22 protein-coding genes and 1 riboswitch are annotated in these 23681 nt (G+C 66.6%); of the genes, 14 read left to right on the top strand and 8 right to left on the bottom strand.

Annotated features, from left to right (window positions below; all coding sequences use genetic code 11):
• The first annotated feature begins 33 nt into the window (after positions 1-33).
• A complete protein-coding gene (locus tag RM96_RS05180) occupies positions 34-981 on the top strand; it encodes a M48 family metallopeptidase (protein WP_039008423.1) in 948 nt (315 codons plus the stop codon).
• Positions 982-1048: 67 nt separating this feature from the next.
• Here the strand turns inward: RM96_RS05180 and argC are convergent, their stop codons facing one another.
• Entirely contained in the window at positions 1049-1996 is a 948-nt protein-coding gene (argC, locus tag RM96_RS05175) for an N-acetyl-gamma-glutamyl-phosphate reductase (protein WP_039008420.1), read from the bottom strand.
• 163 nt (positions 1997-2159) lie between these two features.
• On the opposite strand from argC, the gene RM96_RS05170 reads away from it, so the two are divergent.
• Positions 2160-2456 (top strand): type II toxin-antitoxin system MqsR family toxin, encoded by a 297-nt coding sequence (locus RM96_RS05170; protein WP_039008418.1) that lies wholly within the window; start codon positions 2160-2162, stop codon positions 2454-2456.
• Positions 2457-2471: 15 nt separating this feature from the next.
• Positions 2472-2873: a type II TA system antitoxin MqsA family protein gene (locus RM96_RS05165; RefSeq protein WP_039008417.1), complete on the top strand. Its 402-nt coding sequence runs from the start codon at positions 2472-2474 to the stop codon at positions 2871-2873.
• A gap of 6 nt (positions 2874-2879) precedes the next feature.
• Here RM96_RS05165 and RM96_RS05160 read toward each other — a convergent pair whose 3' ends face one another.
• Entirely contained in the window at positions 2880-3656 is a 777-nt protein-coding gene (locus RM96_RS05160; protein ID WP_039008413.1) for an exodeoxyribonuclease III, read from the bottom strand.
• Between the two features lie 30 nt (positions 3657-3686).
• On the opposite strand from RM96_RS05160, the gene pyrE reads away from it, so the two are divergent.
• A complete protein-coding gene (gene pyrE, locus RM96_RS05155) occupies positions 3687-4382 on the top strand; it encodes an orotate phosphoribosyltransferase (protein WP_039008411.1) in 696 nt (231 codons plus the stop codon).
• 86 nt (positions 4383-4468) lie between these two features.
• Positions 4469-5755, top strand: coding sequence for a DUF3734 domain-containing protein (locus RM96_RS05150; RefSeq protein ID WP_039008410.1), 1287 nt, complete (start codon positions 4469-4471; stop codon positions 5753-5755).
• An 8-nt stretch (positions 5756-5763) separates the two neighbouring features.
• Here the strand turns inward: RM96_RS05150 and RM96_RS05145 are convergent, their stop codons facing one another.
• From RM96_RS05145 to RM96_RS05130, 4 genes are all read right to left on the bottom strand, one after another.
• Positions 5764-6573, bottom strand: coding sequence for a polyphosphate kinase 2 family protein (locus tag RM96_RS05145; protein ID WP_039008408.1), 810 nt, complete (start codon positions 6571-6573; stop codon positions 5764-5766).
• Positions 6574-6669: 96 nt separating this feature from the next.
• Positions 6670-7536 (bottom strand): diaminopimelate epimerase, encoded by an 867-nt coding sequence (gene dapF / locus RM96_RS05140; protein WP_039008406.1) that lies wholly within the window; start codon positions 7534-7536, stop codon positions 6670-6672.
• Positions 7537-7578: 42 nt separating this feature from the next.
• Positions 7579-8472, bottom strand: coding sequence for a lipid A biosynthesis lauroyl acyltransferase (locus RM96_RS05135; protein WP_039008404.1), 894 nt, complete (start codon positions 8470-8472; stop codon positions 7579-7581).
• Positions 8469-9356: a lysophospholipid acyltransferase family protein gene (locus RM96_RS05130; protein ID WP_039008402.1), complete on the bottom strand. Its 888-nt coding sequence runs from the start codon at positions 9354-9356 to the stop codon at positions 8469-8471. Before RM96_RS05130 ends, RM96_RS05135 begins: the two co-directional genes overlap by 4 nt.
• Before the next feature lie 328 nt (positions 9357-9684).
• Here RM96_RS05130 and metK point away from each other — a divergent pair, with 328 nt between their 5' ends.
• Both metK and RM96_RS05120 read left to right on the top strand, forming a co-directional pair.
• A complete protein-coding gene (metK, locus tag RM96_RS05125; protein ID WP_039008396.1) occupies positions 9685-10848 on the top strand; it encodes a methionine adenosyltransferase in 1164 nt (387 codons plus the stop codon).
• A 235-nt stretch (positions 10849-11083) separates the two neighbouring features.
• Positions 11084-11983, top strand: coding sequence for a Kdo hydroxylase family protein (locus RM96_RS05120; protein WP_052279334.1), 900 nt, complete (start codon positions 11084-11086; stop codon positions 11981-11983).
• Here RM96_RS05120 and RM96_RS05115 read toward each other — a convergent pair whose 3' ends face one another.
• Positions 11984-13387 carry a coniferyl aldehyde dehydrogenase gene (locus RM96_RS05115; RefSeq protein ID WP_039008392.1) on the bottom strand — a complete coding sequence of 468 codons (1404 nt, stop codon included), beginning with the start codon at positions 13385-13387 and terminating at the stop codon, positions 11984-11986.
• 334 nt (positions 13388-13721) lie between these two features.
• Here RM96_RS05115 and RM96_RS05110 point away from each other — a divergent pair, with 334 nt between their 5' ends.
• Entirely contained in the window at positions 13722-15401 is a 1680-nt protein-coding gene (locus RM96_RS05110) for a GMC family oxidoreductase (RefSeq protein WP_039008390.1), read from the top strand.
• A gap of 11 nt (positions 15402-15412) precedes the next feature.
• Here the strand turns inward: RM96_RS05110 and RM96_RS05105 are convergent, their stop codons facing one another.
• Positions 15413-17074: an acyl-CoA dehydrogenase family protein gene (locus tag RM96_RS05105; protein WP_039008388.1), complete on the bottom strand. Its 1662-nt coding sequence runs from the start codon at positions 17072-17074 to the stop codon at positions 15413-15415.
• 201 nt (positions 17075-17275) lie between these two features.
• Positions 17276-17377: riboswitch (TPP riboswitch) on the top strand.
• 110 nt (positions 17378-17487) lie between these two features.
• On the opposite strand from RM96_RS05105, the gene thiC reads away from it, so the two are divergent.
• The 6 genes from thiC to RM96_RS05075 all read left to right on the top strand — a co-directional run bounded on the left by thiC (position 17488) and on the right by RM96_RS05075 (position 23417).
• Positions 17488-19374, top strand: a complete 1887-nt coding sequence (thiC, locus tag RM96_RS05100; protein ID WP_039008386.1) for a phosphomethylpyrimidine synthase ThiC — start codon at positions 17488-17490, stop codon at positions 19372-19374.
• Between the two features lie 125 nt (positions 19375-19499).
• Positions 19500-20702 (top strand): FAD-dependent oxidoreductase, encoded by a 1203-nt coding sequence (locus tag RM96_RS05095; RefSeq protein WP_193752395.1) that lies wholly within the window; start codon positions 19500-19502, stop codon positions 20700-20702.
• A gap of 12 nt (positions 20703-20714) precedes the next feature.
• A complete protein-coding gene (gene thiS, locus RM96_RS05090; RefSeq protein ID WP_039008382.1) occupies positions 20715-20912 on the top strand; it encodes a sulfur carrier protein ThiS in 198 nt (65 codons plus the stop codon).
• Between the two features lie 5 nt (positions 20913-20917).
• Positions 20918-21754, top strand: a complete 837-nt coding sequence (locus tag RM96_RS05085) for a thiazole synthase (RefSeq protein WP_039008380.1) — start codon at positions 20918-20920, stop codon at positions 21752-21754.
• Entirely contained in the window at positions 21751-22887 is a 1137-nt protein-coding gene (locus RM96_RS05080) for a thiamine phosphate synthase (RefSeq protein ID WP_039008378.1), read from the top strand. Before RM96_RS05085 ends, RM96_RS05080 begins: the two co-directional genes overlap by 4 nt.
• Positions 22888-22898: 11 nt before the next feature.
• Complete coding sequence (locus RM96_RS05075) at positions 22899-23417, top strand: GNAT family N-acetyltransferase (RefSeq protein WP_039008376.1); 519 nt, start codon at positions 22899-22901, stop codon at positions 23415-23417.
• The last annotated feature ends 264 nt before the right edge of the window (positions 23418-23681 follow it).

Genomic DNA, 23681 nt, shown 5'->3' with positions numbered 1-23681 from the left:
CCAGCATCCCGTTTGCGTCCGAGGAATCGCACAATGCCCCGCCGCCTGCCAGGTGTTCAGCGCCCGCCCCTCCATCGACTGGCCATGTGCGCGCTGATGTCAGGACTCGCCTTGTCCGCCCATGCCCAGGAAGGCAACGCGCAGGACGGTGTGCGGCTCGAGCGGGGCGGCTCGCAGGTGCGCAAGATCGTGCCGGTCGAGGTGATCGAGCAGCAGGCCGCGCAGGAATACGAGCAGCTCAAGCAGGAAGCCATCGCCAAGCATGCGCTGGCGAGCGACAGCAATCCGCAGCTGATCCGCCTGCGCGCCATCGGCAAGCGCCTGCTGCCGGAAACGGTGCGCTGGAACGAGCGCGCGAAGCAGTGGCAGTGGGAAGTCAACCTGATCGGCTCGAAGCAGGTCAATGCCTTCTGCATGCCCGGCGGCAAGATCGCCTTCTATACCGGCCTGCTCGACCAGCTCAAGCTGACCGACGATGAGGTGGCGATGGCGATGGGCCATGAGATCGCCCACGCACTGCAGGAGCATGCCCGCGAGCGCGCCGCCAAGTCGGAAATCACCAACCTGGGCGCCAACGTCGTTTCCCAGCTGTTCGGCTTCGGCAATCTCGGCAACATGGCGCTGGGCACGGGCGCGCACCTGCTGACGCTGCGCTTCTCGCGCGCCGATGAAACCGAGGCCGACCTGATCGGCATGGATATCGCCGCCCGCGCCGGCTACGATCCGCGCGCCGCCGTCACGCTGTGGCAGAAAATGGCCAAGGTCACGCAGTCGGGCACGGAATTCCTTTCGACCCACCCGTCCGGGCGCAGCCGGATTGCCGACCTGGAGAGGCACATGCCCGAGGTGCTGCCGCTCTACGCGCGCGCCATCAACACCCCGGTCGACCGCCTGCCGCCGTATCACACCAACATGGCCAACCTTGGCGATGCTCCGGTCGACAGCGGCGACGACGACCGCCAGCGGCCGCTGAAGCGCTGAGGCAGGCCGACCCAAAAACAAAAACGCCGGCATTGCCGGCGTTTTTGCATTCGGGCGAACAGGCCGCTCAGGCGCGTAGCCCGGTTGCCTCGTCCGCGCCCACATGCACGTTCATGCACTGCACGGCCGCGCCTGCCGCGCCCTTGCCCAGGTTGTCCAGGCGGGCGACCAGGTTCAGGCGCTCGGCATTGCCGAACACGAACAGGTCGACACGGTTGGTGTCGTTGTTGGCCTGCACGTCGAAGAAGCCGCCGTCGAGGTTGTCGGCGCTGTTGTAAGGCATCACGCGGATGAACTGCTCGCCTTCGTAGTGCTTGCGATAGATCTCGACGATCTGCTCCGGGCTGACCTTGCGCGCCAGGCGGTCCGCATAGACCGGCACTGTCACCGACAGGCCCTTGAGGAAGTTGCCGACGATCGGATTGAAGATCGGCGCTTGCGCCAGGCCGGCCTGCACGCGCATTTCGGGCAGGTGCTTGTGCTCCAGGCCCAGTGCGTACGGGCGCGGGCTGTCCAGCTTCGGATTACCGCCGGCTTCAAACTCGGCAATCATCGACTTGCCGCCGCCGCTGTAGCCGGTCAGGGAGAACGCGGAAACCGGGTAGTCGGCCGGCAGCACGCCGGCGTCCACCAGCGGGCGCACCGCCAGCACGAAGGCGCTGGCGTGGCAGCCCGGCACCGCGATGCGCTTGCTGGCGCGAATCTTCTCGCGCTGGCCGTGCACCAGTTCGGGCAGGCCATAGGCCCAGTTGTCGGAGGTGCGGAATGCCGTGCTGGCGTCGATCACGCAGGTATTCGGGTTCGTCACCAGTGACACCGCCTCGCGCGAGGCCACGTCGGGCAGGCACAGGAAGGCAACATCGGCGGCGTTCAGGAAGCGTGCTCGTTCGGCCGGGTCCTTGCGCTTGTCATCGGCAATGCGCAGCAGTTCCACGTCGGAACGACCGGAAAGATAGTCAAGCAGCCGGAGACCGGTGGTGCCTTCCTGACCATCGACGAACACTTTGAAAACCATGGCGGACTCACTCTGAGAAATGCGAAACGTCCCATGCCGGACGCGGCGGGGAACCTGCATTGTAGCGAGCTTCGGGGCGGGTCGCAGGGGTTTGTACCAATTGGGTTATTGCGATCTCGCGCTATTCGAGGCTTGCATGGAATAACCTAGTAGGTTAATTTACATGGAAAAGGGGACGGCGCATTACCCGCTCTGGCGGGTCAGGGAGCTGATTGGGCAGAAGCGATTACGCCTGACCCGATGCGCACGGGAAGGCGCCACGGCACTGGGCTATGACATGGCGGGTCTGGCGCACGTGATTGCGTCTCTCCGCAGCTCGGACTTCTACAAAAGTATGACGTCCTATGCCGACCACACCATATGGCAGGACGTCTACCGCCCGGCGACACCGCACGGTCCGGCGTACCTGAAGCTGACGGTGACAGAAGACCTGCTGGTCGTGTCGTTCAAGGCGCGATGAAAGGAGTTGTACGAAATGAAATGCCCCGCTTGTGGCGTGGCCGAACTGGTCACTGACGTGCGCGCCGTTTCCTATACATATCGCGGCCAGACCACGATGCTGGAATCCGTGCACGGCGACTTCTGCCCGGCCTGTGGCGAATCCGTGACCAACTGGCAGGAAAGCGACCGCGTGATGAAGCTGATGAACGCATTCAATCGCGAGGTCAATGCCGCGTTCGTGGATCCCACCTACATCACCGAAGTCCGCAAGAAACTCCACCTCGACCAGCGCGAAGCCGCCGAGATTTTCGGCGGCGGCGTCAACGCCTTCTCGCGCTACGAAACCGGCCGGACCAAGCCGCCATTGGCGCTGGTCAAGCTTCTCAAGCTGCTTGACCGCCACCCGGAACTCCTTGAGGAAGTCCGGGCGGCATAGCCACCGTCAAAGCGGAAAGTCGTAATCGATCGACAGGGGGGCGTGGTCGCTGAACTTCTCGTCCTTGTAGATCGAGCAAATATGGGCTGTTGCTGCGATCTTCGGGGTCGCCAGATGGTAATCGATGCGCCACCCGACGTTCTTCGCATAGGCCTGGCCGCGGTTGCTCCACCAGGTGTATTGCTCGGGGCGCGGGTCCAGCTTGCGGAACACGTCCACATAGCCGTGGGTATCGAACAGTTCACCGATCCAGGCGCGCTCCTCGGGCAGGAAGCCTGAATTCTTCAGGTTGCCCTTCCAGTTCTTGATGTCGATTTCCTTGTGCGCGATGTTGACGTCGCCGCACAGCACGATCTCGCGCCCGCTGGCCTTCAGTTGCAGCAGGTGCGGCAGGAACACTTCCATGAAGCGGAACTTTGCCTGCTGGCGCTCCTCCGAACTGGAGCCGGACGGCACGTAGACCGAGATCACGGCCAGGTGCGGGTACTGCACTTCCACGTAGCGGCCTTCGCTGTCGAACTCGGGATTGCCGAAGCCCGTCACCACGCGTTCGGGCTTGTGGCGCGTGTACAGGCCCACGCCGCTATAGCCCTTCTTCTCCGCATAATGGAAGTAGCCGTGATAGCCATGTGGCGCAAGGAACGCTTCGGTCATGTCGGCGGCCTGCGCCTTGAGCTCCTGCACGCAGACCATGTCCGCGTTCTGCTTTCCCATCCACTCGAAGAAGCCCTTCTTGGAGGCGGAGCGGATGCCGTTGAGGTTGGCGCTGATAATCCGTAACATTCCGGGAAATTTTGAATTCAGAGAGAAAAGATGACGCAGCAGACCACGCCCGCCGCCACGCAGCAGGCAGCCGATCTCAGCCAGACCTTCATCCGCTTTGCACTCGACGCCGGCGTGCTGTCCTTTGGCGAGTTCGTTACCAAGGCAGGCCGGAAGTCGCCGTACTTCTTCAATGCCGGCCTGTTCAACCAGGGGGCGATGCTCGGCCAGGTGGCGCAATTCTATGCGAAAACCCTGCTGGCTTCGGGCGTGCAGTTCGACGTGCTGTTCGGGCCGGCCTACAAGGGCATCACGCTGGCCTCGGCCACCGCCGTGGCGCTGGCAGGCCTGGGCCGCGACGTGGGCTTTGCCTACAACCGCAAGGAAGCCAAGGACCACGGCGAAGGCGGCACCCTGGTCGGCGCCAAGCTGAAGGGCAAGGTCGTCATCATCGACGACGTGATATCCGCTGGCACTTCGGTGCGCGAGTCGATGCAGCTGATCCGCGCGGCCGGAGCAGAGCCGGCCGCGGTACTGATCGCGCTCGATCGCATGGAGAAGAGCGGCACGGCGGACAACATCGGTACGCACTCGGCGGTGCAGGACGTGCAGCGCGAATACGGCATCCCCGTGATCGCGATTGCCAGCCTGAAGGACTTGCTGGCGTATCTCGACGCCTCGCAGGATCCGGCGCTGGGCGCCTCGCGCGAAGCCGTGGCGGCGTATCGCCAGCGCTACGGCGTCTGACGGCAAGGCAAGGCGGCGCGCGGACCGCTGTCCGTGCGCCAGAGCATTAGCGGCAGGCGGACTTTCCCTACGGCACGGAGCGCGGCGTGGCAGCAAAAGAACAGCAGGAACGGGCAGGGCGGCAGGCAATGAAGGATGCGCAGGCGGATTCGCCTGCGGAGCGCGGCGCGCAGGTCAAGCCGCTCCAGCCAGTGCGCAAGGCCGCCAAGGCGCCCGATCACCCGCCGCACGAAGCGTATGCCGTGCGGGCGCTGGTGCTGCAGGGCGGCGGCGCGCTGGGTGCCTATCAGGCCGGCGTCTACCAGGGCCTGGCCGAAGGCGGCATTTATCCGAACTGGATCGCCGGCATCTCCATCGGCGCGCTGAATGCGGCGGTCATCGCGGGCAACCCGCCTGAACGCCGTGTCGAGCAGCTGTGCGCGTTCTGGGAGTACATCTGCGCGCAGCCCTGGCTGCCCAGCCTGACGCAGTCGTGGCTGACCGATGGTGCGGAGAACTGGCCGGAGCCGCTGCGCGTCTGGTTCGACGGCCTGAATGCCGCGCGAGCGATGTTCGAAGGGCAGCGCGGCTTTTTCCAGCCACGCAGCTGGCTGGAACTGGTCTCCCGCTACACCGGCCCTGGCCGCGCCAGCTACTACGACACCACGCCGCTCAAGGCCACGCTGGAGCGCTTCGCCGACTTCGACCTGATCAACCACCGGCCCCAGGAGTTGCGGGTGTCGGTCGGCGCGGTCAATGTGCGTACCGGCAACTTCGCCTATTTCGACAATACCCGCGACAAGCTGCGGGCCGAGCATTTCATGGCTTCGGGCGCCTTGCCGCCCGGCTTTCCGGCCGTGGAGATCGACGGCGAGTACTACTGGGACGGCGGCCTCGTGTCGAACACGCCCCTAGCCGAAGTGCTGACCGCGCAGCCACGGCGCGACGCGCTGATCTTCCAGGTGGACCTGTGGAGCGCGCGCGGCAAGCTGCCGCATGACCTGATCGATGTGGCCGAGCGCCAGAAGGATATCCAGTACTCCAGCCGCACCCGGGCCATCACCGACTATATGCGCGAGCAGCAGAATTTCCGCCGCACGCTCAATGAAGTGATGGCGCTGGTGCCGCAGTCAAAGCGTGACAACGACTGGTACCGCCGCGCGGCCGAGCAGGCGTGCGACGCGCGCCGCAATGTGATCCAGCTGATCTATCGCGACAAGTCGTTCGAGAGCCTCGCCAAGGACTACCAGTTTGGCTCGCTGACCATGCACGAGCACTGGGCCAGCGGGCGGGACGATATCCGCCAGACGCTGAAGCATCCTCACTGGCTGGCCATGCCCAGCCGCGAGCATCCCTTCGTCACGCACGACGTGCATCGCGGCAACGGCGGATAGCCAATTGGCTAGTCGACTTGCAGTTTGGCAAGTTCCGGCCGCGCGGGCGGATAGGCGGGCTTCAGCTTCGCGAAGACGTGCGCCAGGATTTCCGCCACCATCAGGTTGCGATGCGTCTTGGAGTCGGCAGGCACGATGTACCACGGGCACTCCGGCGTGCTGGTAGCGGCAATGGCGGACTCGTAGGCGTCCATGTACGCCTTCCAGTGCTTGCGCTCGGCCAGGTCGGTGATATCGAACTTCCAGTGCTTCTGAGGATCGGCGAGGCGGGCCTCCAGCCGCGCCTTCTGTTCGTCCTTCGAAATATGCAGGAAGCACTTGACGATGGTGGTGCCGGTTTCTGTCAGCATGGTCTCGAACGCGCGGATCTGCCGGTAGCGGCGCTCGCATTCGGCGGCATCGATCCAGCCGTGCACGCGCGTGATCAGGACATCCTCGTAGTGGCTGCGGTTGAAGACCACGATCTCGCCGGACTTCGGCACCTGCAGGTGCACCCGCCACAGGTAGTCGCGCGCCAGCTCCTCGGGCGACGGCGCCTTGAATCCCACCACGCGGATGCCCAGCGGATCGAAGCTGCGGAACACCGTGCGTACGGTGCCGTCCTTGCCGCTGGTGTCCATTCCCTGCAGCACGACCAGCAGCTTGCGGCGGTGCTCGGCGTAGAAGATGTCCTGCTTGGCGTCGAGTTCGGTGCTCAGCTGCGCGATGCGCGCGATATCGGCCGGCTTGTCGCCGCCAGACATCGGCTTGCTTTCGGGGGCAAAGGCGTCAAGGCGAAAGTCCTTGCCTGAGGTAATGCAGAAATCGTCCAGCGGCATGTGCGCTCCATCGGTCTGACCTGCATGATCAACGTCGGGCGGCCCCGCCGCTGCGGGAAGAGAAAACGGGCAAAGCGGGGCGCGCAGCCCCTATGGTCAGGCCGGCAGGGCTGAGAGGTCAATGCTGCCCTCGAACACGGTGGTGGCCGGGCCGGTCATGCGCACCGGTTCGGCGCCGCCGTCCCAGGCAATGGTGAGATCGCCGCCGTGGGTGTGCACCTTGACCGGCGAGTCGATCAGGCCGCGGCGGATACCCGCCACCACCGCCGCGCAGGCACCCGTGCCGCAGGCCAGCGTTTCGCCAGCGCCGCGCTCATACACGCGCAGGCGGATGGTGTTGCGGTTCACCACTTCCATGAAGCCCGCGTTGACGCGGTTCGGGAAGGTGGCGTGATGCTCGATCACCGGGCCGTCCTGCAGGACCGGGAAATTCTCGACATCGCCGACCACCTGCACCGCGTGCGGGTTGCCCATCGATACCGCCGAGATCCATTCGGTGCGGCCGTTGACCTCGAGCCCATGGAGCGTGTCGGCGCCCTCGGTGCGGGTCGGCAGGCCGTCGGCGCGGAACGGCACGCGGGCCGGCTCCAGCTCGGGCGCGCCCATGTCCACCGTGACCTGGCCGTCATCCTGCAGCGTCAGCGTGATGACGCCGTTCATGACCTCTACGCGCACGGAGCGCTTGTCGGTCATGCCCTTGTCGGTCACGAAGCGCACGAAGCAGCGCGCACCGTTGCCGCAGTGCTCCACTTCGCTGCCGTCGGCATTGAAGATGCGGTAGCGGAAATCGACGTCGTCGCGCGTGGGCTTCTCCACCACCAGCATCTGGTCGGCGCCTACGCCGAAATGCCGGCTGGCAAGCGCGCGCCACTGCGCGGTGGTGAGATCGAGCTTCTGGTGGATGCCGTCCAGCACGACGAAATCGTTGCCGGCGCCATGCATCTTGGTGAACTGGAGTTTCATGGTGCGAATTGTAGCCTTGCGGCGCGGGGCCTGCCGGGGCGTTCAGTAGATGTTCGGCTCGCCGGGCGGGCGGTGCTTGAAGCGCTTGTGCACCCAGTAATACTCGGCTACGCGCGGGCGGATGCAGTCTTCGAAAAAGGCGTTCATGCGCCGGGTGTCGTCGGTGACGCTTTCTCCCGGATAGTTCTCCCAGGCGGGCAGGACGCGCAGCACATAGCCCTGGTAGTCCGGCAGCATCTCGGTGTAGATCGGCACCACCTTGGCACCGGTCAGGCGCGCCAAACGCGACACCGAGGTCAGCGTCAGCGCCTGCACGCCGAAGAACGGCACGAACTCGGAATCGCGCTCGCCGAAGTCCATGTCGGCAATCAGTTGCATCGCCTCGCCCTTTTTCAGGCAGCGCAGGATGTCGCGCGCGCTGTCGTTGCGCGAAATCATCTTGGCGCCGAAGCGGCCCCGGGCATGCTTCAGGAAGGCATCGAAGAGGCCGTTCTTCTGCTTGGTGTACAGCGATGCGCCCGAGCGCTTGACGTGGTCGCGCAGATGAATGGTCAGGCGGATCGCGCCGGCCTCGACGCCGGATAGGTGCATCGTCACCAGGATGTGCGGGGTGCCGTCCAGCGCCACCAGGTCGGCCTGGTCGTCGATCTGCACCCAGCGGCGCATCTGCGCCTCACTGCCGGTCCAGAAAATGCCGCGTTCGGCAAAGCTGCGGAACACCGTGCGAAAGGCCTGTCGGGAAAGCTCGTCGATCTCGGCCTCGGTCTTCTCGGGGAAGCACAGGCGCAGGTTGGCCTGCACCACGCGGCGCCGTCCGTTGGGGATGCGGTAGAGCAGGCCGCCCAGTGCCTCGCCAAAGCGGGCGACAAGCGGATACGGCAGTTTGCCCAGCACGGTGAGGAGACCGATGCCGAGCCAGGTGAAAACTCGGCTCATGAATTGGATGGTTCGGAAGAGGCGGCTGCGGCTTGCGGCGGCAGGCCGGCGCCGGCCGGTTGCTTGTAGCGGTTGTAGCCCCACAGGTATTGGGTCGGCGCCATCGCTACCAGGTCCTGTACGCACTCGTTGATGGCGACGGCCGCTTCGGCGGGGTCTTCGGGCAGCCTGCCGTTGACGTTGACGATGCGGAGATGCCCGCGATAGCCCTGTCCGTGCGGCAGGCGTTCGGCAAAGATGCCCACCACCGGGGCATTGGTCAGCTGCTGCAGGCGATGCACCAGCGCCATGGTGTAGGCCGGCTTGCCGAAGAACGGTGCCCAGTTACCCTCGCCGCCGCTCGGCACCTGGTCGGGCAGGATGCCGACCGCTTCCCCGCGCTTGAGCGCCTTGACCAGCATCCGCACACCACGCGGGGTGGCCGGCGCCATATACAGGTTGGGGCGCGTGCGCATGCGCTCGATCCAGTCGCGCAGCCACGGCTGGTGAGGCGGCTTGAACAGGGCGGTAACGGGGCGCACCTCCGCGTGCGACTGCGGCAGCACTTCGAAGCAACCCAGGTGCGGCGTCAGGATGATGACGCCGTTGGCCTGCTTCTGCAGTCGGTCCAGTTCGGGCCACAGGAACTCGTTGAAGCCGAACAGCGGCGCGGTGACGCGCTTGCGGCTCCAGAAGTAGGGCATCTCCATGATCATGCGACCGGTGGAGCGTGCGGCCTCGGCCAGCATCTCGTCGGTGGCGTCAGGAAAAGCGGTGAGGAAGTTCTCTTTCAGGCGCTGGCCGTAACGGCCTGGCAGGCGTGCCACGAAAAGGCCAAGCGCCCCGCCGACGGCATGCAGCACGCGCAGGGGAAGTCGGGAGATCAGCCAGAACAGGAAAGTCATCGGCGGTTCGGCGGAATGGGCCTGTCCTGTGGCGTCTGGCCGGGAACAGGCGAACTAAATACCTTTGTTTGCGTGCCGGCATCAAGTTCCGGCGGCAGGCACCGCTAATACGGACAGACCGGCCTGCAGGGCCGTTGCCGGCGGTACGGCAGTCCAGGCGAGGCGTAATGCACAGCGCCGGGCAGGCGCGTATAATAGCGTGTATCGCCGAGTTAACTGACAACTTGCGGGGCGATGCTGCTCTACCCGAGTGGCAGAAATACCGCTAAAGCGTCGCCGCCCGCGTTGAGAGGTTGGCGCGCAATAGCCAACCTGGAGAATAACGCTCGTGGCAAACGACTTCCTCTTCACTTCGGAATCCGTCTCCGAAGGCCATCCCGACAAAGTCGCCGACCAGATTTCCGACGCCGTCCTTGACGCCATCCTGGCGCAAGACAAGTACGCGCGTGTCGCAGCCGAGACGCTGTGCAACACCGGCCTGGTCGTGCTTGCCGGGGAAATCACCACGACCGCCAACGTCGATTACATCCAGATCGCGCGCGACACCATCAAGCGCATCGGCTACGACAACACCGACTACGGCATCGACTACAAGGGCTGCGCGGTGCTGGTCGCCTACGACAAGCAATCGCCGGATATCGCGCAGGGCGTGGACCGCGCCTCGGACGACTACCTGAACCAGGGCGCCGGCGACCAGGGCCTGATGTTCGGCTACGCCTGCGACGAGACCCCGGAACTGATGCCGTTCCCGATCTACTACGCCCACCGCCTGGTGGAGCGCCAGTCGCTGCTGCGCCGCGACGGCCGGCTGCCCTGGCTGCGTCCGGACGCCAAGTCGCAGGTGACCGTGCGCTATGTCGACGGCAAGCCGCATAGCGTGGACACCGTGGTGCTGTCGACCCAGCATTCGCCCGATATCACCCAGGCGCAGATCCGCGAAGCGGTGATCGAGGAGATCATCAAGCCGGTGCTGCCGGCCGAGATGCTCAAGGAAACCAAGTACCTGGTCAACCCGACCGGGCGCTTCGTGATCGGCGGCCCGCAGGGCGACTGCGGCCTGACCGGTCGCAAGATCATCGTCGATACCTACGGCGGCGCTTCGCCCCACGGCGGCGGCGCGTTCTCGGGCAAGGATCCGTCCAAGGTCGACCGCTCGGCCGCCTATGCCGCGCGCTATGTGGCCAAGAACGTGGTGGCCTCGGGCCTGGCGCGCCAGTGCCAGGTGCAGGTCAGCTACGCCATCGGCGTGGCCCGCCCGATCAACGTGACGGTCTACACAGAAGGCACCGGGAAGATTCCTGACGCCAAGATCGCCGAGCTGGTGCAGGAGCATTTCGACCTGCGTCCGAAGGGCATCGTGCAGATGCTGGACCTGCTGCGCCCGATCTACGAGAAGACCGCTGCTTACGGCCATTTCGGCCGCGAAGAGCCGGAGTTCTCGTGGGAAGCCACCGACAAGGCGGCTATTCTGCGGGCCGCGGCCGGTCTGTAAGCGTCGCCCAGTCCCCGCTTTGGCAAAGACCCCGCCGGCCGGCAGGCCCGCGGGGTTTTTTGTCGGACGTGATGCCGCCGCCACCACAAGCGCCGCGGAGTAAAATCCCGGCATCCGGTGTCGCCGCCAGTTCGCGGCGTCCCTCCCAACAAGGTGAACGTTCACCGAGGATGCCATGTCCCAAGCTTCGACCATTGCTACCGCCTCGCCCGTCCCGTCCGCTGCCACGGCATCCATGCCGGCAACCGGGGGCCTCGACCTGATCCGCACCCAGCCGTACACGGAATGGGCGCCGCAGGTGTCGGCTGAAACCCGGGCCAGCCTGCGTCGCGAACTCGAGCAGGGCGCGGTCCTGTATTTCCCGAACCTGCATTTCCACTTCCAGCCCGGTGAAGAGCGCTTCCTGGACAGCCGCTGGTCGGACGGGAAATCGAAGAACATCAACCTGCGGGCCAATGAGAGCGCCGTGCGCGGCGCTGTCGGCAGCCCGCAGGACCTTGCGGACCTGCATGCCCTGATCCGCCGCTATGCGGAAAGCAGCGAGAAACTGATCCTGTCGCTGTTCCCCGAGTACGGCCCGCACATGACACGCGCCGGCACCTCGCTGCGCCCCAGCGAGATCGCCGGGCGTCCGGTGAGCTGGCGCAAGGACGACACGCGCCTGCATGTCGACTCGTTTCCGTCCAATCCGATGCTGGGCAAGCGCCTGCTGCGCGTCTTCCATAACATCGATCCGGCAGCGCCGCGCGTGTGGCGCGTGGGCGAGCCGTTTGCGGATTTTGCCCAGCGTTTTGTGCCGAAGACGCACGGCATGTGGCCGGGGCAGGCGTGGCTGATGAAGCAGCTGCACATCACCAAGCGCAAGCGCTCGGAATATGACCATCGCATGCTGCAGCTGCACGACCTGGCCAAGGCCGACCTGGACTACCAGGCCAATGTGCCGCAGCAGGAATTCCATTTCCCGCCGGGCTCGACCTGGATCGTCTTCAGCGACCAGCTGCTGCACGCCGCCATGCGCGGGCGCGCGATGATGGAGCAGACCATCTATCTCGACCCGAAGGCGATCTCCGACCACACCCACTCGCCCGAAGCCGTGCTCTCGCGCATGCTCGGGCGGCCGATGCTGGTGAGCTGATCAGCGCAGCAGCAGTCGCAGCATCGTCTCGAAGGTCTTGCCGTAGGGCGGCTTGAGCAGCCCGGCGCCATTGAGTGAGGCCTGATGGAACACCGGCTTGAGCTTGGAGAAGGTCTCGAAGCCCGCGCCGCCGTGATAGGCACCCATGCCGCTCGGGCCAACGCCGCCGAAGGGCAGGTTGTCCTGGGCGATATGGAATAGCGTGTCATTCACGGTGACGCCGCCGGCAACGGTCTGCTGCATCACATGGTCGATCGTGCGGCGGTCTCGATCGAAGACGTACAGGGCAAGGGGCCGCGGCCGCGCATTGATGTAGGCGACCGCATCTTCCACCGACCGGTAGGTCACCACGGGCAGCACCGGCCCGAAGATTTCCTCCTTCAGGGCCGTGGCGTCCTCGGGCACATCCAGCAGCAGCACCGGCGGCATCCGGCGCATATCGGCATCCGGCGTTGCATCGGACAGCGGCACCGTGCGCGCGCCCTGCGCGCCGGCATCCTGCACCAGCCCCGCGAGCCTGGCGAAGTGACGCGGGCTGATGATGCTGGTGTAGTCCGGATTGCGCGCCAGGTCCGGATAGAGGCGGTCCACGCAGCGGCGCGCTTCGTCGACAAAGCGCTCGCGCATGGCCTCGGGCACGAGCACGTAGTCGGGTGCGATGCAGGTCTGGCCCGCATTCATCAGCTTGCCGACCAGGATGCGCTCGACCGCACGCGGGAAGTCCGCGCCGGCGCCGATAATGGCGGGTGATTTCCCGCCCAGTTCCAGCGTCACCGGCGTGAGGTTGTCAGCCGCCGTGCGCATCACATGATGGCCGACCGCGGTGGAACCCGTGAACAGCAGGTGATCGAATGGCAGGGCGCTGAACGCGCTGGCCACTTCGGCATCGCCATTGACGACGACGATCTCGTCCGGCGCGAAGGTGGCCCGCACCAGTTGCGCGAACAACGCCGCAAAGCGCGGCGTGTACTCCGACAGCTTCACCATCGCCCGGTTGCCCGCCGCCAGCGCGCCGGCGAGCGGCCCCACGGTCAGGTACAGCGGGTAGTTCCAGGGCACCACGATGCCCACCACACCCAGCGGCTGCGGCATCAGGCGCGATTTGCCCGGGCGGAACCAGAAACCGGTGGAGACCCGGCGCACGCGCATCCAGCGCTTGCCGTGGCGCAGCGCATCGTCAATGCCGGCGACGCCGGGAAAGACTTCGAGCAGCGCGGTTTCTTGCCGCGGCCGGTTGGTGAAGTCGGCGCTGATTGCTGCGGCAATCGCTTCCTGGTTGGCAGTTACCAGCCGGCGCAGGCGCCGCAGGCGATCGGCGCGGACCGGCCAGTCCGGCATCTGGTCGCGCCGCGAGGCCGCGTGTATGGCGCCAAATACGGACGAAATATCGGGGACTTCTCGCATTTGCGCTCTCCTGGGCAGCGGTCTGATTTCGGTTCGGGTATCGGGTCTGGCTAACGGGCGCCGGTATCTAGCTGACTCCGGAGCCAACAGCCGGCCACGGGCTTCGTTTGCGCGCTCCCGGCTCGCGTTCCGCGCACCATAGGCCACCTTGCCATTCATGACAATGGAGGGAGTCCACCAGATCGGACGATTCAAACAGCTGTCCTTCGGCGGCGCGCCCCAGCGCCGCCCGGTTCTTTTCTTCCGCGCGCCCCAGCGCCTACACTGATTTTCACGGCTCGCTGTCTTTGCTTGCGGGCGCCAGGCACGGACCTCGGGACTCGCGGGGAGACTGATGGAAACCACCTTTGACTTTATCGTCGTTGGCGCGGGTTCGGCGGGGTGTGCGCTTGCCGGCCGCCTGGCCGACAGCGGCAATGACAGCATTGCGCTGATCGAAGCCGGTCATCACGACCATCATGTGCTGGTGCGGACACCGGCTGCGTGCGCCGCCATCCTGCCGCGCGCCGGGGCCCGCAATTACGGTTACCAGACCGTGCCGCAACCGGGGCTTAACGGCCGGCGCGGCTTCCAGCCGCGCGGACGCGGCCTGGGCGGCAGCTCGTCGATCAACGCGATGATCTACACCCGCGGGCGCCCCGCGGATTACGACGCTTGGGCTGCCGCCGGTTGCGACGGCTGGGCATGGGACGACGTGCTGCCGTACTTCCGCCGCGCCGAATGCAACGAGCGCTTCGCGGGCAGCGACGATGATCCGCTGCATGGCGGCAACGGACCGCTCCATGTGTCCGACCTGCGCACGCCCAACCCGTTCGGCCAGCACTTCATCGACGCCGCCCAGCAGGCGGGCTTCCTGCGCAATGACGACTTCAATGGCGTCGAGCAGGAGGGCGTCGGCTGGTACCAGGTCACCCAGCACGCCGGCGAACGCTGGAACGCGGCGCGCGCCTACCTGCACGGCGGCAATGTCCGCGACAAGGCCTGCAACGGCGGGCGCGCCAGCTTGCATGTGATGACCGATACGCAGGTCCTGCGCGTGGTCTTCGAAGGACGGCATGCAGTTGGCGTGCTGGTGATGCGCGACGGCCGGCAGCACCTGCTGCGCGCGCGGCGCGACGTGATTCTTTCCGCCGGCGCGTTCGGCTCGCCGCAACTGCTGATGGCGTCCGGCGTCGGGCCGCCTGCGCATCTGCGCGAGCTTGGCATCGCGGTCGTGCATGACCTGCCCGGCGTGGGCAGCAACCTGCAGGACCATCTGGACGTCATCCTGCACAAGCGCGTCGCCGCGCCCGAGCTGTTCGGGCTGTCATTGTCCGGTGCCACGCACCTGCTGTCCGAAATCCTGCGCTACCGGCGCGAGCGCGCGGGCATGCTGACCTCCAACTTCGCCGAGGCCGGCGGCTTCGTCAGAAGCCGGCCGGACCTTGCCGAACCGGACCTGCAACTGCACTTCGTCGTGGGCATGGCCGACGACCACATGCGCCGTGTCAACTTCGGCCACGGCTATTCATGCCACGTCTGCGTGCTGCGCCCGCGCAGCCGCGGGCAGGTCTGGCTGGCGTCGCCCGATATGCGCAAGGCGCCCCTGATCGATCCGTGCTATTTGTCCGATCCGCGCGATCTCGACGACCTGCTGGCCGGCGTGCACATCGTGCGCCGCATCTTTGCGCAGCCGCAACTGGCCTGTTTTGGCGGCAAGGAACTGTATTCCGCGCACCTGCTGTGCGATGGCAGCGATGATGACGCCGTGCGCGACATGATCCGCGAGCGCGCGGATACCATCTACCACCCGGTGGGCACGTGCCGCATGGGCATGGACGCAATGGCGGTGGTGGATCCGCAATTACGCGTGCGTGGCGTGGAAGGGCTGCGGGTGGTCGATGCTTCGATCATGCCGGCGCTGATCGGCGGCAATACCAATGCGCCGGCGATCATGATCGGAGAGCGGGCGCATGACCTGATTCGTTATGCGCCCAAGGTGATGCTGCGGATCCGTGAACTGGTGGAGGGCTGAGCTCTTCCGGTTCAGCCTTCCCACGCTCGCTCGAAGACACGCTTCAACACGTTCTCGTCCGCATCCAGCGTGCCGAATACGCGCCCATGCTGGCGACCCAGCCGGCTGGCGACGAAGCACTCCGCATTCTCCGCATCGGCGTGGGCGAGCATCAGCGCTGCCTGCGCCGTCAGCACCAGGCCCTGTGCAAACCGCCGCGCCTGTGTTTCCAGCTGTTCCGGTGATCCGCGCAGCATCGCCTGCAGCGACGCAAGCTCCGCACGCACCGCCGCATTGCCGCCCGCACGGCGCGCCAGGTCCTGCAGCAGCAGCGAGGCATCGTCCGGCGCGCGCTGGATTGCCCTCAGCACGTCCAGGCACATGATGTTGCCCGAGCCTTCCCAGATCGAATTGACCGGCGCTTCGCGATAGAGCCGCGCCATCGGGCCGTCTTCCACGTAGCCGTTGCCGCCCCAGACTTCCATCGCCTCGCCGGTGGCTTCGAGCGCGCGCTTGCAGATCCAGAACTTGGCCGCGGGCGTGACCACGCGCTTCCATGCGGCCGCCAGCGGATCAGTGTCGGCATGTTCGAAGGCGTGGCTGAGTTCCATCATCAGCAGCGTGGCCGCTTCGCTTTCGAGCGCGAGGTCGGCCAGCACATTGCGCATCAGCGGCTGGTCGGCCAGCAGGCGGCCGAAGGCCATGCGGTGGCGTGTGTGGTGCAGCGCCTGCACGAGCGCGGCGCGCAGGATGGCGGCGCTGCCGATCACGCAATCGAGCCGCGTATTGGTCGCCATCTCGATGATGGTCGGGATGCCACGGCCCTCCTCGCCGATCAGGATGCCGGTGGCGTCGCGGAACTCCACTTCGCTGCTGGAATTGGAGCGGTTGCCGAGCTTGTCCTTCAGGCGCTGGATCTGCACGGGATTCTTGCTGCCGTCATCGCGAAAGCGCGGCACGAAGAAGCACGACAGCGGCCCGTCTTCGGCGCCCATGCGCGCCACCACAAGGTGCGCATCGCACATCGGCGCGGAGAAGAACCACTTGTGGCCGGTCAGCGCGTACTCGGCGCCGCGGCCTTCGCCGCTCACAGGGCGGGCCACGGTGGTGTTGGCGCGCACATCCGAGCCGCCCTGCTTCTCGGTCATGCCCATGCCGATCATGATCGCGGTCTTCTCGCGCCAGGGCAGGTCGCGCGGATCGTGTTGCGCGGCGTACAGGCGGGGCTCGAGTTCGGCGAACAGCGCAGTTTCCTTGCGCAGCACGGGAATGCTGGCAAGGGTCATGGTGGTGGGGCAGAGCGATCCGGATTCGACCTGCGCCTGCAGGAAGTAGCCTGCGGTGCGCGCCATCCATGCGCCGGCGCGCGGCTGGGCGAAGGGCAGCGCCTGCAATTGCTGGCTGCGCAGCAGGGCAAGCAGCGCATGCCAGCTCGGGTGGAAGATGACTTCATCGATGCGCTCGCCGGTGCGGCTGTGCGTATGCAGTTCGGGCGTGTAGCGGTTGGCATCCGCGGCCCATGCCTGCACTTCGGGCTCGCCCAGGCGCGCGCCAAAGGCCTCCAGCGCTTCGGCGTGCCAGCCGCCGCCCAGGCGCTCCAGGGCCTTTCGCAGCGTCGGGTCGGTCGCGAACAGGTTGTAGTGCGCGAGATCGGGCACCTGGTTGAACACGCGATGGGTGGCGGCGTCGGTCATTTCGATTCCTTGCATCCTGGCGATGAAAGTCAGCACGTCTGATTGCATGGTAGAGCACCTTCGCTGCGTTTGAGTGCCGGGGCCTGCCCTTATGCGCGGATCATGCACTGCACCATGACTGACCTGATACCTGTGCGCACAGGTGCGACGACATAAATGGGGGTGGCGCGGTCCTTCCCCTTGTGCTTAAATTCACCCCGTTGGATGAAACAGGGGTGCCGTACGGATGGGCCGTGCGGCTGAGAGAGTCCCTTTGAACCCGATCCGGCTAGTACCGGCGTGGGAAGTTTCAGCAAGACCAAAAGCCTCTTGTCCCGAACGGGACTCCTCTTCCAGGCAGTGCCCGCACCACCGGAAGACGCTCACAGGGCTCCTGGTTTCGTCCATCCCCGCAAGAGAGAGGACGACAACCCATGGCCCGCAATAATTCCGCCCCCGCCGCTTCCTTCGAATCGCTCGAAAGCGACCTCGACCAGAAATTCGCGTACCCGGCTTCCAGCAAGACCTACCTGACGGGCAGCCGCCCCGATATCCGCGTGCCGCTGCGCACGATCCTGCAGACCTCCACGCACACCGACAAGGGCGAGATGTCCAATCCGCCGATCCCGGTGTACGACACCTCGGGCCCATACAGCGACCCGGACGTGCATATCGACCTGAAGGCCGGCCTGCCCGCCGTGCGCGCCAAGTGGATCGAAGCGCGCGGCGACACTGAAGTGCTGAAAGGCTTGTCGTCGGAATATGGCCGCGACCGCGCCAACGACCCTGCCACCGCGCACCTGCGCTTTGCCCAGCTGACCAACCCGCGCCGCGCCAGGGCCGGCGCCAACGTGTCGCAGATGCACTATGCGCGCAAGGGCATCATCACGCCGGAAATGGAGTACGTGGCGCTGCGCGAGTCGCTGAACCTGCAGGCGCTGTACGACAAGCCCGAGTACAAGGCGCTGCTGCGCCAGCACCCGGGCAATGCGCTCGGCGCTGGCCTGCCGCTGCGTCCGGAAGACATTACGCCGGAATTCGTGCGCCAGGAAATCGCCTCGGGCCGTGCCATCATCCCCGCCAACATCAACCACACCGAACTGGAGCCGATGGCGATCGGGCGCAACTTCCGCGTCAAGATCAACGGCAACCTGGGCAACTCGGCGGTGACCTCGTCGCTGGCCGAGGAAGTGGAAAAGATGGTGTGGTCGATCCGCTGGGGCGCCGACACCATCATGGACCTGTCCACCGGCAAGCACATCCACGAAACGCGTGAATGGATCCTGCGCAACTCGCCGGTGCCCATCGGTACGGTGCCGATTTACCAGGCACTGGACAAGACCGGCGGCATCGCCGAGGACCTGACCTGGGAAATGTTCCGCGACACGCTGATCGAGCAGGCGGAGCAGGGCGTCGACTACTTCACCATTCACGCCGGCGTGCTGCTGCGCTACGTGCCGCTGACGGCCGACCGCGTGACGGGCATCGTTTCGCGCGGTGGCTCGATCATGGCCAAGTGGTGCCTGGCGCATCACAAGGAAAACTTCCTGTACACGCACTTCGACGAGATCTGCGAGATCATGAAGGCGTACGACGTGTCGTTCAGCCTCGGCGACGGCCTGCGTCCGGGCTGCATCGCGGATTCGAACGACGACGCCCAGTTCGGCGAACTGCGCACGCTGGGCGAGCTGACCGCCAAGGCGTGGAAGCACGACGTGCAGGTCATGATCGAAGGCCCGGGCCACGTGCCGCTGCAGCGCATCCAGGCCAATATGGACGAAGAACTCAAGCACTGCTACGAGGCGCCGTTCTACACGCTCGGACCGCTGGTGACGGACATCGCCCCCGGCTACGACCACATCACCAGCGGCATCGGCGCGGCCAATATCGGCTGGATGGGCACCGCCATGCTGTGCTACGTCACGCCGAAGGAACACCTGGGCCTGCCGGACAAGGAAGACGTGCGCGAGGGCATCATCACCTACAAGATCGCTGCCCACGCGGCTGACCTGGCCAAGGGCTGGCCTGGCGCACAGTTGCGCGACAACGCGCTGTCCAAGGCGCGCTTCGAGTTCCGCTGGGAAGACCAGTTCAACCTCGGCCTCGATCCGGAACGCGCGCGTTCGTACCATGACGCCACGCTGCCTGCCGAAGGCGCCAAGATCGCCCACTTCTGCTCGATGTGCGGGCCAAAGTTCTGCTCGATGAAGATCACGCAGGAAGTGCGCGACTACGCGGCTTCGCTGCCGAAGGAAGCGCAGCAGGGCATGGAAGAGAAGTCGATCGAGTTCCTGAAGAAGGGCAGCAAGATCTACTCGTAAGGTAGTATGGGCATGGCTCGCACCCATGCCCGCTTGTTTTCCGCCTGTCGCGCAGCGCCCCGCGCGGCAGCACCGACAACAGGAGGCCGGCGCGGCGCATGCCCTGTCCGGCACTAGAAATTCCCATGACAGCAGTGCAGTCGTTTGATGTCGCCATCCTCGGCGCCGGCCTGGCAGGCCGCCTTGCCGCGTGGCACCTGGTGCGCTCGGGCGCCCGTGTCGCGCTGGTCGAGCGCGGCGGGCCCGACGGCACCGGTTCCGCGGCCCATGTGGCGGCGGCCATGCTGGCGCCGCTGGCGGAATCGGCCATCGCCGAGCGCCGCATCGTCGACCTTGGCATTGCCAGCGTCGACCTGTGGCGCGCGTGGCTGGCCGAACTGCCCGAGCCGGTCTTCTTCCAGGAAGACGGCACGCTGGTGGTCTGGCATGCGCGCGACCGCGGCGAGATGTCCCTGTTCGCCAGCCGCGTGCGCGCCGTCGCGCCGCCCGAACTGGTGGCGCAACGCATGCGCACGCTGGACGGCGCGGGTGTGGCCGAACTCGAACCCGCGCTGGCGGGCCGCTTTCCGCAAGGCCTGTTCCTGGCCGGCGAAGGGCAGCTCGACAATCGCGGCGTGCTGCGCGCGCTGTTGTCGTGCGCCGTCAGTGAAGGCGTGCATTGCGTCTGGGAGGCTGGCGAGGTGGATGCCGATGCCTTGCCGTCACTCGGCATCTGCGCCCGCGTGGTGCTCGACTGCCGCGGCCTTGGTGCGCGCGCAGCCTGGCCGGCGCAACCCGGGCAGGCAGGCCCTGGCGCCATGCCGGGCCTGCGCGGCCTGCGCGGCGAAGTGGTGCGCGTGCACGCGCCGGACGTCAAGCTGCGCCGTCCGGTGCGGATGCTGCATCCGCGCTACCCGATCTACATCGCGCCCAAGCCCAACGACCTGTACGTGATCGGCGCGACCGAACTCGAAAGCGAGGACGATTCGCCGATGAGTGTGCGTTCCGCGCTGGAACTGCTGTCGGCGGCGCATTCCCTGCATCCCGCATTCGGCGAGGCGCGCGTGCTGGAGCTGAACGTCCAGCGCCGCCCGACCCGGCCCGATCACCTGCCGGCGATCCGCGTCGACCAGGCCGCGCGCACCGTGCGCGTCAACGGCCTGTACCGGCACGGCTTCCTGATTGCGCCGGCGGTGACCGAAGCGGCCTGTGCCGTGGTCAGGGCGCTGCTCAACGACGATCCGGCGGCACACGCCGTGCCTGCGGCCGTGCGCTGGCCCGGCATGATCGAAGCCGTGACCGAGACGCCGGTGTCCGCCGGCGCCGACGGTGCCGGGTTGCTGCACTAAAGCCATAAAGACATGGATATCCTGCTCAACGGCCGACCTCTCGCACTTGCCGATTCCGCCACGCTGGCGGACGCGGTGACCGCGGCCGAGATCGCGCCCCCCTTTGCCGCGGCGGTCAACGGCCAGTTCGTGCCGCGCGCCGCGCATGCCAACACCCCCCTCGCGGCCGGCGACCGCATCGATCTCGTGCAACCCGTGACGGGAGGCTGACCACCATGACATTCGAACCTTCCGAAACCCTGCGCGATCCCTTCGTGCTCTATGGCGAGTCGTTCGCCTCGCGCCTGCTGCTCGGCACCGCGCGCTATCCGTCGCCGGCCACGCTCGAAGCCGCCGTGCAGGCTTCGCGTCCGGCTATGATCACCGTCGCGCTGCGCCGCCAGGGCGCGGTGGGCGCGGGCGAGGGCGGGCAGGCGTTCTGGCAGATGCTCAAGGCGCTGAACGTGCCGGTGCTGCCGAATACCGCGGGCTGCTTCACCGCGCAGGAAGTCATCACGACTTCGATGATGGCGCGCGAGGTCTTCGAAACGCCGTGGATCAAGCTGGAGCTGATCGGCGACGACTACACGCTGCAGCCCGACACGCTGAACCTGCCCGCGGTGGCAGAGACGCTGATCAAGGAAGGCTTCAAGGTGCTGCCGTACTGCACCGAAGACCTGGTGCTGTGCCGCCGCCTGCTCGACGTGGGCTGCCAGGCGCTGATGCCGTGGGCCGCGCCCATCGGCACCGGCCGTGGCGCGGTCAACCCGCACGCCATGCGCGTGCTGCGCGAGCGCCTGCCGGACACGCCGCTGATCGTTGACGCGGGCCTGGGCCTGCCCTCCCACGCGGCGCAGGTGCTGGAATGGGGCTACGACGGCGTGCTGCTCAACACCGCCGTGGCGCAGGCCGCCTACCCGGTCAACATGGCGCGCGCCTTCGCGCAGGCCGTGGAAGCCGGCCGCACCGCCTATCTGGCCGGCCCGATGCCCGAGCGCGAGATCGCGCAGGCCAGCACGCCGGTGGTCGGCATGCCGTTCTGGCACGCCGAAGGCGCGGAGGACCGCGCATGACGCGCCCCGGAGCCCATGCCGCCAGCGACGAGGCGTTGCGCAAGGCCGTGCTGGCGCGCTTCGGCGCCACCTTCGGCCAGTCTGACCGGAACTGGCAGGCCTGGCGCGCGGCCGACGCGCCGCCGGAACTCGGTGCCAACGATGTCCTGCTGGGCGATGGCGAGGCCACGGCCGATGTCATCGACCGCGTGGCGGCTGCCGGCGCGATCCTGATCGAGACCGACCGCGAAGGCGGGCATTGGGTCGACACGGTCCGTTCGCCGATGGGCACCTGGGTGCTGAGCGCGCAGGCCGATGACGACCACGCGCACTCGCCGGCCTTCGTTGCGGTGCTGACCGCCTGCCTCGCGCTGCATTTCCCGGCGCACGACGCGCTCTGCCTCGCGCGTGCCTGGCAGCCCGGTTCGCTCGAATGGCCTGCCGATTTCGCGCGCTTCCCGCGTGTGCGGCACGCCGCGCTGGTGGCGCCGGAGCAGGCGGCTCGGCCGTTTGCACCATGCCCGCCCGCGCTGGGCCTGTACTCGGTGGTGCCGAGTGCCGAGTGGATCGAGCGCCTGGTGCCGCTGGGCGTACCGACGGTGCAACTGCGCTTCAAGTCTGATGATGCTGCCGCCATCAAAGCCGAAGTGGCGCGAGCCGCGCAGGCCGCGCGCGGCTCGTCGTCGCGGCTCTTCATCAACGACCACTGGCGTGAAGCTGTCGACTATCACGCCGCCAACGGCGGCGACAGCGGTATCTACGGCATCCACCTCGGCCAGGAAGACCTGGATGAAGCAGACCTGGATGCGCTGCGCGCCTCGGGCCTGCGCCTGGGCGTATCGACGCACGGCTACGCAGAAATGCTGCGCGTCGCGGCGATCGGGCCGAGCTACCTCGCGCTGGGCGCGATCTTCCCGACCACCACCAAGGTGATGCCTACCGCGCCGCAAGGCATGGGCCGCTTCCAGGCCTACGCGACGCTGATGAAGCCGGTGATTCCGGCGCTGGTCGGCATCGGCGGCGTCAATGCCGCCAATATGGGCGAGGTGCTGGCGGTCGGCGTCGGCAGTGCTGCCGTGGTGCGCGCGATCACTGAAGCGGACGACGTGCCGGCGGCGGTAGCGCATCTCGTCGGCCTGTTCCCCAAAGCCTGACCACAGTGCCGATGGCGCTGCAGACGGGCTCCGTCCTCATCCGCCTGGCCCTGGCGGAGGACGTGCCGCAGTTGCCGGCCATCGAGCTCGCCGCAGCGGCACTGTTTCCGGATGTCGACCTGCCGGCGCTGCTGCGCGTGGTGAGCACGCCGGAAACGGTACTGTCCGCGGCGCAGCGCGAGTCGCGGCTGTGGGTGGCGGAACGCCACGGCACCCTCGCCGGCTTCGTGCTCGCCAGCCGCAATGGCCATCGCGGCTATCTCGACGAGATGGATGTGCATCCGGATCACGGCCGGCAAGGCATCGGCCGGGCGCTGGTCGGCGCGGTGCAGGCGTGGGCACGCGCGGGCGGCCTGCGCTCGCTCAGCCTGACCACGTTCGCCCATCTGCCCTGGAATGCGCCGTTCTACGCAAAGCTGGGGTTTCGCCCGCTGGCCGAGGGTGAACTCTGCCCGCTGCTTGCCGATGCGCTGGCTGCGCAGCGCGCCGCGGGATTGCGCCAGCGGATTGCCATGCGGCAAGTGTTCTGAAGTGACGGTTTGCTCCCCTCTCCCGCTTGCGGGAGAGGGGCCGGGGGTGAGGGCAGGCATCGGCACACCGCGGCGCCCGGACTTCGTTGAGGCACCGGCCCTCACCCCCACCCCTCTCCCACTTCGCGGGAGAGGGGAGCCTCGTTCATATGGCGTTGACTACGGCGGGCCTGCCGTAGCCAAGATTTGTGCGACATTCGCCCAGCCGCCGGAACCGAGCAGCAACGCGCCGCTATGATGGCGGACAGCATTTCCCGCCAACTA

The sequence above is a fragment of the Cupriavidus sp. IDO genome, from assembly GCF_000812465.1.
Classification (GTDB): Bacteria; Pseudomonadota; Gammaproteobacteria; order Burkholderiales; family Burkholderiaceae; genus Cupriavidus.
This window is presented reverse-complemented; position numbering and strand designations above follow the sequence as displayed.